At 63.9% G+C, this 12,697-nt stretch carries 10 protein-coding genes; 4 read left to right on the top strand and 6 right to left on the bottom strand.

Annotation, left to right across the window (positions count from 1 at the left end; translation table 11 throughout):
* Nucleotides 1-33: 33 nt before the first annotated feature.
* The 5 genes from BGO16_RS09395 to BGO16_RS09375 all read right to left on the bottom strand — a co-directional run bounded on the left by BGO16_RS09395 (nucleotide 34) and on the right by BGO16_RS09375 (nucleotide 7,905).
* Nucleotides 34-1,539 carry a flagellar biosynthesis protein FlgL gene (locus BGO16_RS09395; protein WP_292618415.1) on the bottom strand — a complete coding sequence of 502 codons (1,506 nt, stop codon included), beginning with the start codon at nucleotides 1,537-1,539 and terminating at the stop codon, nucleotides 34-36.
* A gap of 21 nt (nucleotides 1,540-1,560) precedes the next feature.
* A complete protein-coding gene (gene flgK, locus BGO16_RS09390; RefSeq protein ID WP_292618414.1) occupies nucleotides 1,561-3,420 on the bottom strand; it encodes a flagellar hook-associated protein FlgK in 1,860 nt (619 codons plus the stop codon).
* A gap of 45 nt (nucleotides 3,421-3,465) precedes the next feature.
* A complete protein-coding gene (locus tag BGO16_RS09385) occupies nucleotides 3,466-5,307 on the bottom strand; it encodes a flagellar hook-basal body complex protein (protein ID WP_292618413.1) in 1,842 nt (613 codons plus the stop codon).
* Between the two features lie 381 nt (nucleotides 5,308-5,688).
* Nucleotides 5,689-6,201 (bottom strand): peptide-methionine (R)-S-oxide reductase MsrB, encoded by a 513-nt coding sequence (gene msrB, locus BGO16_RS09380; RefSeq protein WP_292618412.1) that lies wholly within the window; start codon nucleotides 6,199-6,201, stop codon nucleotides 5,689-5,691.
* Between the two features lie 285 nt (nucleotides 6,202-6,486).
* Nucleotides 6,487-7,905: an FAD-binding oxidoreductase gene (locus BGO16_RS09375; RefSeq protein ID WP_292618411.1), complete on the bottom strand. Its 1,419-nt coding sequence runs from the start codon at nucleotides 7,903-7,905 to the stop codon at nucleotides 6,487-6,489.
* A 353-nt stretch (nucleotides 7,906-8,258) separates the two neighbouring features.
* Between BGO16_RS09375 and BGO16_RS09370 the strand changes: the two genes are divergently transcribed.
* Entirely contained in the window at nucleotides 8,259-8,795 is a 537-nt protein-coding gene (locus BGO16_RS09370; protein WP_292618410.1) for a histidine phosphatase family protein, read from the top strand.
* A 9-nt stretch (nucleotides 8,796-8,804) separates the two neighbouring features.
* Here BGO16_RS09370 and BGO16_RS09365 read toward each other — a convergent pair whose 3' ends face one another.
* Complete coding sequence (locus tag BGO16_RS09365; RefSeq protein ID WP_292618443.1) at nucleotides 8,805-9,398, bottom strand: hypothetical protein; 594 nt, start codon at nucleotides 9,396-9,398, stop codon at nucleotides 8,805-8,807.
* Nucleotides 9,399-9,506: 108 nt separating this feature from the next.
* Here BGO16_RS09365 and BGO16_RS09360 point away from each other — a divergent pair, with 108 nt between their 5' ends.
* The 3 genes from BGO16_RS09360 (at nucleotide 9,507) to BGO16_RS09350 (ending at nucleotide 12,623) form a co-directional block, all read left to right on the top strand.
* The gene (locus tag BGO16_RS09360) at nucleotides 9,507-9,947 is read left to right on the top strand and encodes a hypothetical protein (protein ID WP_292618409.1); all 441 of its coding nucleotides are present in this window, start codon (nucleotides 9,507-9,509) and stop codon (nucleotides 9,945-9,947) included.
* Nucleotides 9,948-10,350: 403 nt separating this feature from the next.
* Nucleotides 10,351-11,475 carry a YbhN family protein gene (locus BGO16_RS09355; protein ID WP_292618408.1) on the top strand — a complete coding sequence of 375 codons (1,125 nt, stop codon included), beginning with the start codon at nucleotides 10,351-10,353 and terminating at the stop codon, nucleotides 11,473-11,475.
* Nucleotides 11,476-11,693: 218 nt separating this feature from the next.
* Nucleotides 11,694-12,623, top strand: a complete 930-nt coding sequence (locus BGO16_RS09350) for a GH25 family lysozyme (protein WP_292618407.1) — start codon at nucleotides 11,694-11,696, stop codon at nucleotides 12,621-12,623.
* Nucleotides 12,624-12,697 lie beyond the last annotated feature (74 nt).

Genomic DNA, 12,697 nt, shown 5'->3' with positions numbered 1-12,697 from the left:
ATCGCCGCTTGGGGCTAGCAGAGACTGACGCTGTCAGAGGAATTTCACCAGGCTGAGTTGCGACAGCATCGCGGTGGTCTGGTAGGAGGCTTGCAGATCGGTTTGCAGCGCCAGCAATTGGCTCGCGACCTCGTCGGTGGAAACATTCTCGGCCTGATCGACGAGGTTCTGCATCGTCGCCTGAGTCAGTTTCTGCCGCGCGGTGGCGTCCTTCATCACCGTCTGGGCGTTGGCGAGATCGGACTGGATGTCCTGGATGTTCTGCTGGCCGGGCGTGACCGTCAAATTCTGCGCCACGCGCGAATTGAGCGCCGAGATCTGCCCCGCGCCGTTCGGATCGGTCGGTGACGTCGTCACCGCCGCGAAAAGAGCTACCGATTCCATCACCGAGCGGATGGCATCCTCGTTGGCGCGGATGCCGTATTGAACCGTCACCGACGGATCGACCCGCACCGTCGAGGTCGCGCGCGCCGAGCCGGTGCCCGCATCGCCGGTGTACCACTGCACGGTGTCCGCAGCCGTGCCGTTCACCGCGGCAGTGGCTGTGGCGAGCGTCGCGGGCGGCGTGACATCGACGCGCTGCGGCGGCTTGTCGAAGAAATCGTGCGTCGCGCGGATGGCGGAGGCCGCAACCAGCGACGTCTTTGCCAGCGTTCCGATCGAGCTTGTCAGCGCGGCATTGAGATTGGCTGCGGTCGCCGTCGGCGTGGCCCCGATCGCGAAGCTGCCGGCAGGCGTCGGCACCGCGCTTGACGCCGTCAGTTGCACGGTTTCGCTGGTGCCGTCCGGAAGATCGAAGGTGAAGCTGATCGTGTCGCCGTCAGCCGGATTGCTCGCGCCGAGATCGACCGAAATGGCGGGCGGTGTTCCGGCCGGACCTGTGACGGTAGCTCCCGTCAATGACGATGCCACCGATTGCAGCTTCATGCCGTAGACCGAAGGCGATGCATCCTCCGCAACCGATACCGACGTCGCGGTCGGCGAGGAAATCGCGACGCGGCCGAGGCCGTCGGCGCCGAGATCGGCCTGGTTGCGTTCGGAGATGACCTGCTTCAACCCCGCCTGCCCTGCTCCGTTGCCGTTCAGGATCAGATCGGACGAAGCGACCGGCTGGGTGTAGATCGTGCTGCCGGAAAAGATATAGCGGTCGCCGGCTTGCGTATTGAGAATGCCGACCACCGACGAGAATTCGGCGACCGCGGTCTGCTGGCCCGCGGTCTGACCGGCGCTGTTCAGCGCCTGCGATCCGCTGTTTGCCGCGTTCTGCAATTGCTTTCCGATATCGGACAAAGCCTGCAACGCGGTGTTGGCGACCCCGATGTTGGTGTTGATCTTGGTCATCGTATCGGTGTAGGCGGCGATGTTCGACAGTTGCGCGCGCGCCGCGATGGCGAATCCTTCATTGGCGCCCATGCCCGAATAGGTCGTCGACCTTTTGCCGCTCGTGAGCTGGTTTTGCAGATCGGCCATCTGCGCCTTGAGATTCCGGACCGAACTGCTGAGGATGGTATTGCCGAAGCTGATGCCGTTGATCGCCATGCGAAACGCCCTACACTTGTTTTACAGTTGCGCCTGAAGCAGCGTCTGCATCATGCTCTGAACCACCGACATCACGTGCGCGTTCGCCGCATAGGAATTCTGCAGCGCGATCAGGTTCGTCATCTCGGTGTCGATGTTCACCCCTGCCCTGGCGTTGAACTTCTCCTGCAGCGTGTTGACGACGATGTCCTGGCCCTGCGCCACCTGTTTCGCCGTCGTCGCGGCATTGCTCTGCACGCTGACGAACTGCTGCAGGAACGACGGCAGCGTGCCGGTGAACGGCGCTGCCGTGGACCCGAGGCCGGTATTCGGCGCGTAGCTGAACGTGGCCGAGGTGAGCTGGTCGAAGAGGAAGTCGGAGCGCGTGGTGTCGCCGGCCGGCGTCATCGGCGAGGTGGTGTAGACCGTCAACTTGGAGGGATCGGCGAGCAGCGCGGCGTTGACCTGGATGCGGCCGGCCAGTCCCGTGATTTGCGACGCGGTGCCCGTGATCGCGCCGGTATAGAGCGAGGCGCGGTCGGTGAAAAACGGCAATTGCGGATTGCCCGAGGCGAGCGAGGGCGTGGTCGTGGTGGTCGAGGTCTCGTTCACGGTGGCCAAGCCCGAACTCGTCACCGTCAACGACGAACCCGATGCTGAAAAAGTCAGACGCGACGAGCCGAGCGCCGCGCTCAACTGCGTCGCGACAGACGCAGCGCCGCCCGAGAAGTCGATGCCGATCACCTGATCGTTGGGATTGGATGCGGTGTTCGGAATCGGTCGCGCGCCTGCGTCGTCGACCCGCACGACCGTGATGGTGTGCGAAACGTTGCTGGAGTCGGTGTAGGTGATGTTGAGGCTGTTGCCCGGAAGCACGTTCGAGAGGTCGGACGTGTAGTTTGACGGCGGTCCGGCCGCCGGCGTGCCGCCGGTCGTGACATCGGAGAGCGCGCTCGCGAGCGTCGCCGCCATCTGGTCGACCTGGTTCTGCGCCTGCACCAGCGTCTTGTCGCGCAACTGCACGTCGGCGGCGATCTGGCCGGAGTTGATGCCTTGCGAGGCGATCATGTCGATCTTGGCGCCGTTCGGGAGCTGGCAGATGATGGTGCCGACGCTCGATTTGCTTGGATCGGCATTCCACTGCGAATTCGCGGTAAGCGAGGACTGTGCGTTGAATGTCAGCGTCGACGCCTGCACGCCGCCGACGAGCTGGATCCCCGACGTCGTGAACACCGAGGTCTGGTTGGCGCCGTCGGTGACGGCGCGGATGTCCATCAGCTTCGACAGCCGGTCGATGGCGGCGTCGCGCTGATCCATCAGCGTCGCCGCCGCCGGGTCGTGGGTACTCAGGCTTTGCAGCTTCTGATTGAGCTGCGTGATCTGTTGCATCGCAGCGTTCGCCTGCGACACCGACATCGAGAGGTCCTGTTCGGCGTTGGAGCGCAGCGTCTGGATGCCGTTGGTGGTGGCGTTGAGCTGCTGCGCCAGCGCCTGCGCAGCGTTCAGCACCGAAGACTGCGCCGCCGTGTTGCCCGAACTTGCAGACAGCGCCTGCAACGCGGAGGTGAACCTGTTATAGGCCGCTTCCAGCGTTCCGTCGTTGCCGGGCGTGCCGTAGACGTTCTGCAACTGGCCGAGCACGTTGGCGACCTGGTCGGCGTAGGCGCCGCCGGCGTTCTCCGTGCGCAACTGCGACTGCACATAGGTGTCGAGCGAGCGCTCGACCCCGATGACACGAACGCCGGAGCCGGTGTCGCCGGTCGCCGTCTGGTGCTGGATAAGGGTCTGCGCGACGTAGCCGGGCGTATTGGCATTGGCGACGTTGCCGGAGACGATTGACAGCGCCGCCTGATTGGCGCGCAGGCCTGACATCGCGATGGAGAGGGCCGAACTCAAACTCATCTTTTTGCCCGCTTCAAAACCGGATCAATCCGTTTTAATAATGCTTTATCGCAGGACGTTCAGAAGATCCTGAACCATGCTGTTCGCAGTGGTGATGACCTTGGTGTTCGCCGAGTAAGCCTGCTGGGTCACGATCAGCTTGGTGAACTCGTCGGCGATGTCGGTGTTGGAACCTTCGAGCGACGATCCGCTGATGTGTCCCGCCGCGCCGGCGATCGCGGGTCCGGACTCGTCGGTCACGGCGTAAGCGCCGCCGTCCAGCGCCTTGAGGTAGTTGGTGCCGTTGAAGTGCGACAGCGACACCTGCGCCAGCGAAAGGTTCTGCCCGTTCGAGAAGGTGCCGACCACGATGCCGTCATTGTTGACGGCGACCGACTGCAACTGGCCGGCGGCGTAGCCGTTCTGGTTGATGGTGTTGATGGTGGCGTTGCCGGCGGTGCTGGCATATTGGGTCAGGCCGCCGCTACCGAGATTCAGCGTGAGGTTGCCGAGCGACTGGGTGCCGACGGTGACGCTCGGAATGGTGACGGACGATCCGACCGGGCTCGAAAGCTGGCCGTTGGTGCCGAAGGTGAAGTTGGTGCCGACGTTGATCCACGCCGCCTGCGTGCCGGTGGCATTGGGATCGGCCTGATAGAACAGGTTCCAGGTATCGGTGTGGCCGGCGCCCAGCGAGGCGCTGTCGGTCTTGGCCCAACGCAGTTGCAGGTTTACCGCAGTGCCGGTCGCGTCGTAGACGGTGACCGCGCCGCCGCTGATCGATTGCTGCTGGAAAATTGTCTGGTCGTTGGCGATGACCACGCCGGCGCCCGGCGTGCCGCCGCCGCCGCGCGCGATATTCGTGGTCGCGCCGAAGCCCATCGCGGTCCAACCGGCGGAGGAACTCGTCACCGCCAGATCCTGCGCCGTGCCGGTGTGCAGCGTGATCGCGCCGGTGCTGGCGTCGATGGTCGGCGCCTGGCCCGTGATCGTGCCGATCTTGCCAAGCAGGTCACCGACGGTATCGTCGATACGAACGTGGGTCGCATCCTGCGCGCCAGGCGGCAAGGCGGTGCTGGCGTCGGTGAAGGTGATGGTAGTGCCGTTCACGGTGATGGTGTCGCCGACCGCGAAACCGGTAGGCAGCGAGTCGCTCGGCGCGGTGCCCGACAACAGCGTCGCACTGGTGATCGCGACCTGCGGCGTCTGCTGGTTGGTTGCCGCCGAACCGGTGGTAGGGGTGTCGACATAGGCCGGCGCCGGCGTGCCGACGACCCGCGGATTGAAGCCGCTGGTGAAGTCGGAGGGGTTCAACCCGCCGGCGGCGGTGATGGTCCCGGCGGTCGCTGTCGGGCTCGACGGCGTTTTCGGCACGGAGGGAAGATTGGCGGCGTATTGAACGGTGGTCGTGGCCTGCGCCGGAATGAAGTTGTTCTGGAACTGCAACACCTGCGGCACATTGCCGAGCGGGTTGCCGGTCTTGGGATCGACCGGCACGCCCATCAGGTAATAGCCGGCGCTGTTGACAAGGTTGCCGTTGGCGTTGACCTGGAAATCGCCGCGCCGCGTGTAATAGGTGACGCCGGAAAATACCGGCTGGTTGTCGACCATGCCGGCCGGCGACTGGACATTGAAGAAGCCGTCGCCGGTGATCGCCATGTAAGTGCCGACCGTCGAGGCCGACACCGCGCCCTGGCTGCTGATGGTCGCGACCGAATAGGCGGTCACGCCTCCGGCAGCCTGGCGATTGGGGGTCGTGGAGTCGGGGATCAGATCGCTGAAAGCAGTGGCGATGCCCTTGTAGCCGGTGGTCTGGGCATTGGCGATGTTGCCGGAAATGTTTTGCAGGGCAAAGGACTGCGCCTGCAATCCTCCGACCGAAGTATTCAGTGCGTCGAAAATACCCATGACTCGTCTCCCAACTCGATCCGGACGGCCCGCCGGCAATCAGCCAGACCACGACCGCGGCCGGGAACCACGTCGCAAGCTCCGTGCCAACTGTAAAAAGTGAGTTGTTTCAGCGCGGTGAGATGAAGGTCCCGACTCCGGAGCCGGAGCATTCTTGCCCGACGAGGCAACTCTTGCCGGGCGGATTGCTTCCGAGGAGGTGACGGAAGCAGGATCGCCGGCGCCCGTTTTCAGGGCGCAAGGCGGCATTCTTCATGACGCCTCACATAAGCGGGACCGTCACGACCGGATCGTCTCAAGCGCCGCCTGCCGTGACGGCCCCGGCTCTGCGACGCATCGCTCGCCCGCTGCACCGCGTCCGGGACACGGCAAATGCCGACGCTACGTCGCCGACGGTGCCGCCGGATGGAAGACAAGCGCCAATCCGTCCATGCAGTAGCGCAAACCGGTCGGCTTCGGACCATCGTCGAAAACATGGCCGAGATGGCCACCGCAACGACGACAATGGATTTCGGTGCGGGCCATGCCGAACGTGCTGTCGGTGGATTCGCCGACCGCATTGGGAAGCGGCTTCCAGAAGCTCGGCCAGCCGGTGCCGCTCTCGAATTTCGTCTCGGACGAATAGAGTGGCAGATCGCAGCCGGCGCAGGCGAATGTGCCCTTGCGATGCTCCTTGAGCAGCGGGCTGGTGAAAGGCGGCTCAGTGCCGTGCTCACGCAGGATGTGGTACTGCTGTGGCGTGAGCTGCGCCCGCCATTGGGCGTCGGTCTTTTCGATCTCGAAGGTCTGGGCGGTTTTTGTGTCGGCCCGGGCCGGCTCCCCGCGCAGCCAGCGCAAGCCGAACAGGCCGGCGAGAGCGGCGGCGGATGCGAGCAGGACACGGCGGTCGATCATGGCTGTCTCCCTGGCTATCGGGAACCGGTTCAACTGCATCAATATGGGCTCGCCCGCCGCGAAGCCATACGAACGCGCCTGGCATTTTCTCACTTTCCTGCGAGGCAAGACCTCCGGAGTTTGTTCCCTCACCCCACGACGTCCGACCTCTCCCGATGGGGAGAGGTGAAGAAGATCGACGACTCCCGGCCTTGAACGATTCCAGAGCATTCCCGCTTTGGATGTAATCCACGCGACCGGTATCCGCTTCGCTCGAAAACGCCAGCTCCCGTCTGCGTGCAGAGATCAAGTACCGCTCTCATTTGGCGGCACCCGATGCATCGACGGTCGCGGCGGCCGCGTTCCCCCCTGGCGACTGGCCTCGGCGAGTTTGATCTCGCGTGCCCGCGCCCTGATGCGCGAGCGTTCGCGATAGCGCGCAAGCCCGCCGGCAGCAGTGGAACGCGCCCGCTCCGCCAGGCCGATGGCATAGCCGGCGGCGCGTCCGATGTTTCCGCCGGCCCATACCAGTTCGAACGGCGAGAACAGCCGCCAGCGGTCGTCGCCTTCCAGCATGCCGCCGGCGACCAGTTGCCCGGCCATGGCGGACGTATTCAATCCCTGCCGGCCGAAACCACTCGCGACCCACAATCCGGGCAACAGCCGGCCGATCTGCGGCATGCCATGCACGGTCTGTCCGATGGCGCCGGAGAAGACCTTCGCGATCTCGACCTCTCCGAGCTGCGGAAAGATCGTGCGGATGCGCCGGCGGATCGCCCCGGTCTGGCGCTCGGATTGCGCGTCCCAGGTGGTTTCCGGGCTGGCCCACATCAGCCTGTCGCCGCCGACGATCCGGAAATGATCGATGCCGTCGGTATCGATGACGGAGCCCTGAAACGTCACAGCCTCGGCCAGCCCCGCGCCCAGCGGCGCGGTGACGGCGGCATGGCGCCAGACCGGCACCAGCGTATCGGATAATCGCCGCAACGCATCTCCAAGATGGATATTGCCGGCAAGCACGAGGTGGGATGCCCGCAGACGCGCCCTCGGCGTGACGATGCGCTTCCGAATCCCGAACGGATCGATGCTGACCACTGGCGTGTCCTCGAAGATGCGCGCGCCGGCGTTGCGCGCGAGGTCGGCCAGTCCGTGAACGTACCTGCGCCCGTCGATCTGGAAGGCTCGCGGATAATGGATCGCATGAAAATACCGGCCCGTGCGCAAGGTGTCGCGGACGCGATCGACCTGCCATCCCTCCACCTCGGTCGCGAAATCCTCAGCCAGCATTTGCAGGCGGCTGATCAGCCGTTCACCCGTATCGACATTGGAGACTTCGAGCGCGCCTTCGCTCAAGCCGAGCCCGGGAATGACGTGTTCGGCGGCATGGGCGCGAACGTAGTCGGAGCCCGCTCGCGAGAGCGACCAGAGTTCGCAGGCGTCATCGAAACCCACACGCGCGATCAGATCGGAAAGCGGAAGCGCAAAGCCCGGCATCACCGTGCCGAGATGGTGGCCGGACGCGCTCCATCCGACATGGCGTCCCTCGAGGACGATGACGTCCGCGCCCGCCCGCGCCGCCTCCAGCGCCACGGTAAGTCCGGCGAGACCTGCCCCCACGACACAGACCTCGACGTCGAGATCGACGGTCAGGCCGACACGGTGCGGCGCAGCGACGGTGGAAGCCGCGTCGGGACCATCGGCCGCACCTCCGCTCCCCGAAGTCATCGCATTTCCCTGTGGAGTTCTGGATTTGACATTCGCGTCCGTGCTTACGGCGAAGCGGGCCCCCCTCCACTACCCCCGTCACCTTGTCGCGCGCAAGGTTGTGGATTAAGCCGCAGGACCAGTACCCCTATCCAGCGTTCCCCGTCGATGTATAGGATGTTGAAAAAGCTTTTGCCGTCATGCCCGCAGCCGCGCCAGCGGCTGTCGGGAAACCGGTAACACGAAGGCTATGAAGACTGGCTTTCCGGGTTGGTCGCGGAGCCATCGGGCCGCACTTGGCGCGAACCCGTTGGCGACGGCTCGAAAATGACGCGGGAAGGAACTTCCCGCAAACGCCGAATCGAGGCCACATCATGCGCCGCCTGTTGCTGCTTCGTCACGCCAAAACCGAAAGCGACGCACCCAGCGGCAGCGACCGAGACCGTCGGCTCAGCCCGCGCGGCCTCAAGGACGCCGCCGAACTCGGGGCCTGGCTTGCCGGTCAACGATCTCTCCTTCCCGATCTGGTTTTCATTTCAACCGCAGTGCGGGCGTGCGCGACCTGGGATATCGTCCAGCAACAGATCTCGGACGAGGTGTCTCAGGAGCTTGCCGCGCGTCTGCCGGACCTGTACGGCGCCGCGCCGACGCAACTGTTGGCGCTCATTCGTTCGGCCGCCGCACGAAACTCCAGACGCCTGATGATCGTCGGACACAATCCCGGCCTGCATGAACTCGCGCTCGGCCTGACCGGCGGCGGCGACGCGGCCGGGCGCGCGGCGCTGGCCCGCAACCTGCCGACCTCGGGACTGGTGGTGATCGACTTCGCCATCGAGAGGTGGGACGATGTTGCATTTGGAGGCGGACGGCTCGCGCAGTTCATCAGCCCGAAACTTCTGAAGGAGGCTTAGCGCCGGCGCTCATGGCAGCAAATCCTGCGGCAGCGCATCGAAGGTGTAGGCGCGCGGCCTGTTGCGACGCATGAAGCCGCCGATCTGCCAGCCGAACAACGCCGACAGCCCGACAATAAACAGCGCGCCCGCCCATTCACCCGTGACCAGCGCCCGCACCAGCAATGCGGCCATCGCCGCCGCCAGTAACGCCAGCGCGCCCGCGCCGGCAAAATAAAGGACGGGATTGAGACCGGCCACGAGTGAAGCTCGCCCGCCGTGTTCGGCGAGCCGCCGGTGCAGTTCGACGATGAAGGCGCGATAACCGTCGTCCTGCGCGGCCATCAGCGCCAGCGTCTGCCAGGTGGTGGACATCACAGTGATGCAGCCACCGCCGCGATGCTGCATGTCAGTGCGGAACCGTCGCGACTGCATCGACATCGGCCGGTACGACATCCGCACAACGGCGATGTCCGTATAACGCCATGTCCCCGACCTGCGGCCGGCCTGCCAGGATATCTCGTTATCCTCCAGCGCAAACCGATGCGCCGATCCGATCAGCGACGCCCGGTAGGCGTAACCAAGAGCTGGCGACGACGTTTCGGGCGGCGGCACGATCGGGATCCTTCGTTCAAGGTCCTGCGTTCAATGTCCTGCGCAAAATTCTTTGCGCACAATTTCTTGCTCACAATTTCTTGCTCGCAATGCGCATTCTATTCTACAAATCCTCCGATGGCTGAAACGGCTTATTTTCCGCGTCACCTGATTCTCGGCAGCGCGATGGTGTCGGGCATCTTGCTCGCGCTTGCCGTGCATATGCTGGGCGCACAAATCGGCCTCGACCTCGGCGGCCTCTGGCGCACTGATGCAAATTCGAGAGAGTTCATACCGGCGGGCGCTGCGATCGCATGGTGGCTGGTGGCAACGGCCGGCTTCTCCGGCAGCTATTTTGTCGCGACACTGATGCACAGTGCGCCGTCCGGCCGCATTCAGCAACGGCTGCGACAGTTCCTGATCGCCATCGCCGTGCTGTTTCTGGCGGGTGCGGGACAGGCCGCCTCTGCGCCGGGCGCAGTACCGACGCTCGCAAGCCTCATTGCAGGACTCACCGTGCTCGGCCTCGGCACGGCGATGGCTTTCTGCGGCGCGTATTTCGCCCTCCGCAAGAGCTGACGACGCGCGCGGCTTGTCGCTGACCCCGGCAGCGGACCTGTCACGCAGAATCTACACGGATTGTTTCCAGGCGCAACAAGCTGACGCCATGCGACCGACGCACCAATCCGGCCGGCTTTGTATATCCCCCATGGAACGACGCTCAAATAGTCCATGGAACCGGAGAAATTTTATGCCTATATGCATGCGATGATTGTTGCGCGGACCGCAGCAGCAGGTGCATGTCGTGATGATTTTTTCGATCGATGCCGACACATGGCCGCATTCGGACCGTGAAGAGGCCTCGTCGAGCCAGCACACCGTTTTATCTTGTGGATTTTTCGCGTATGAGTGACCGAACAGCCGCTTGCCCTCTTTCTCTCCAATCGGCTCCCAACATATTGCCGGCCTGCCGGGAGGACGAATGCATCGGCTGCTGAGCGCGCTTCAACGCGGCTTCAAGGAACGGATCGGCTGGAAGCGGCTTGGTATTGTTGCGAGCATCGTCATTATCGCATTCGCGATCACGACTCTCGTCCGCACTCTCAAAGGCGTCGACACCGGCGCCATCCTTACCGCCCTGACCAAGAAGTCACCGCACGAGATCACCCTGGCCGCGCTTTGCGTGGTCGGCGCGTTCTGTACGCTGACATTCTATGATTTTTTCGCGTTACGGACGATCGGCAAGGATCACATCCCCTACCGCGTCGCCGCGCTCTCGGCCTTCACGAGCTACACGATCGGCCACAACATCGGCGCCACTGTCTTTACCGGCGGCGCGATCCGCTTCCGCATCTATTCGGATTACGGACTCAGCGCGCTCGATGTCGCCAAGGTTTGCTTCATCTCCGGGTTGACGTTCTGGCTCGGCAACCTGTTCGTGCTCGGCATCGGCATGGCCTGGCACCCCTCCGCCGCAAGCGCGATGGACCTGCTGCCGCCATCCGTCAATCGCCTGATCGCGCTCGGCTGCCTCGCCGGCATCGCGATCTATCTCGTCTGGATCGCCACCGGCCGCAACCGCCGCGAACTCGGGCAGAACGGCTGGAAAGTCGTGATGCCTTCGGCGCCGCTGACGCTGGTGCAGATCCTGATCGGCGTCGTCGATCTGGGTTTTTGCGCTTCGGCGATGTACCTGCTGATGCCCGCGCAGCCGCCGATCGACTTCGTGTCGGTGGCGGTCGTCTTCATTCTGGCAACCCTGCTCGGCTTTGCCAGCCACGCCCCCGGAAGTCTCGGCGTGTTCGATGCAGCGATGCTGGTCGCCTTGCCGCAGTTCGGCAAGGAGGAGTTGCTGGCGACGCTCCTGGTTTACCGCATGCTCTACTTCATGATTCCCTTCGCCCTCGCCATCGCCATCATGGGCGCACGCGAGCTCTGGCTCAACGTCGTGCAGCCCTGGCAACAGCGCCGCTTGACCCACGCCAATGGCGGCGATGACCACGGCGCCGATAAACACAGCGCCGATGCCTGTCCCGGTCACGGCGTCGTCGATGACGCGGCCCCGCAGCAACCGAACGCGGTCAAGTCACGGGTCTCGCAGGACTGAGCGCGCGCGAACGCGTAGCCGGTCACCGATCTTTATCCATGCCCATAAGATTCTTGCCGACTGGAGCGCGCCGCCCGACTCTCCGTTCGGAAGAATGCGATATCTCTTGCCGGGCACCTTAAGTCGGGTAAGGTGCTCGAGCGTTTCGGACTGTTGTCTTTTTCGGAGAATTTCGAATGAGCATGTTGACGCGATCAGCGTTCATCCGATTGGGTTTGATGGCTCCCCTCGCTCTTCCTTTCATGACACGAACAACGCGCGCGCGAGCCGACGACGGCGAAGCAAGCTGGCAATCTCTCACGGACGACGCATCGCGCGCCGACCTCTTTGCGAAGGAGGTCATTCCGTTCGGACTGCGCGAAGAGCAGACCGGGGGGCCCGTCACGCTGGCCATTCCCCCGACGTTCAATTTCCCCGACGACGCGAAATTCGACCGGATTGAAAACAAGCCGAGAGTGAACTCGATCTTCGGCATCGATATCAGCCATCATCTGCGGACCGGAATGGATTTTTCGCTGCTCAAATCGCAACGCGTCGGATTCGTCTACTGCAAGGCAACCCAGGGCGTGGGCTTCAAGGACAGCAAATTCGGCGACTTCTGGAAAACGCTCGGCGCGCTTCCGACCGGCGACCGCGTTCCGCGCGGCGCCTATCATTTCCTGTCGTCCGACAGTCCGGGGAAGGATCAGGCCGATCGATTCCTCGCCTATCTACGTCTGCACGGCGACATCCGGCCGGGCGATCTGCCGCCGGTGCTTGATCTCGAGTGGGACGTCGTTGCCGGCAACCCCGACAAATGGCGGGGGCGCGGCAAGCAATACATTCTCGACATGACGCTCGGCTGTCTCCAACGTCTCAAGCAAAGCACGGGGCGGACGCCAATCATCTATACCGCCAAGGCGTGGTTCGGCGACACCACGATCCCGCTGTCGGAGTTTTCAAAATTCGCCGGCTACCCGATCTGGATCGCGGACTATAACAACAGCCGCAAGCTCAGCGAAAAACCCGCGGTCCCTGCCGGCGTGAAACCCCTGATCTGGCAGTTCAGCGACCGCGCATTGCTGGCTGCCGGGTACAACAGCGGTCTCGACGCCAGCATCTTCTACGGCACAGACCAGGAATTTCGCGCGGCTTTCGGCATTTCATAACGGCCGGAAAGACAACGGGGTGTGACGTTGCGCGGGCTGAAGACATGGTTGCGGCGCCGGAGGAGACCGAGCGC

It is taken from the genome of Nitrobacter sp. 62-23, from assembly GCF_001897285.1.
Taxonomy (GTDB): domain Bacteria; phylum Pseudomonadota; class Alphaproteobacteria; order Rhizobiales; family Xanthobacteraceae; genus Nitrobacter.
This window is presented reverse-complemented; position numbering and strand designations above follow the sequence as displayed.

What these genes read in the sequence shown, in the direction of transcription:
- BGO16_RS09360 (WP_292618409.1), top strand. Translation starts at nt 9,507, where the DNA reads ATGGCTGAAACGGCTTATTTTCCGCGTCACCTGATTCTCGGCAGCGCG.
- BGO16_RS09350 (WP_292618407.1), top strand. Translation starts at nt 11,694, where the DNA reads ATGGCTCCCCTCGCTCTTCCTTTCATGACACGAACAACGCGCGCGCGA.
- BGO16_RS09375 (WP_292618411.1), bottom strand. Translation starts at nt 7,905, where the DNA reads ATGACTTCGGGGAGCGGAGGTGCGGCCGATGGTCCCGACGCGGCTTCC.
- BGO16_RS09385 (WP_292618413.1), bottom strand. Translation starts at nt 5,307, where the DNA reads ATGGGTATTTTCGACGCACTGAATACTTCGGTCGGAGGATTGCAGGCG.
- msrB (WP_292618412.1), bottom strand. Translation starts at nt 6,201, where the DNA reads ATGATCGACCGCCGTGTCCTGCTCGCATCCGCCGCCGCTCTCGCCGGC.
- flgK (WP_292618414.1), bottom strand. Translation starts at nt 3,420, where the DNA reads ATGAGTTTGAGTTCGGCCCTCTCCATCGCGATGTCAGGCCTGCGCGCC.
- BGO16_RS09370 (WP_292618410.1), top strand. Translation starts at nt 8,259, where the DNA reads ATGCGCCGCCTGTTGCTGCTTCGTCACGCCAAAACCGAAAGCGACGCA.
- BGO16_RS09355 (WP_292618408.1), top strand. Translation starts at nt 10,351, where the DNA reads ATGCATCGGCTGCTGAGCGCGCTTCAACGCGGCTTCAAGGAACGGATC.
- BGO16_RS09395 (WP_292618415.1), bottom strand. Translation starts at nt 1,539, where the DNA reads ATGGCGATCAACGGCATCAGCTTCGGCAATACCATCCTCAGCAGTTCG.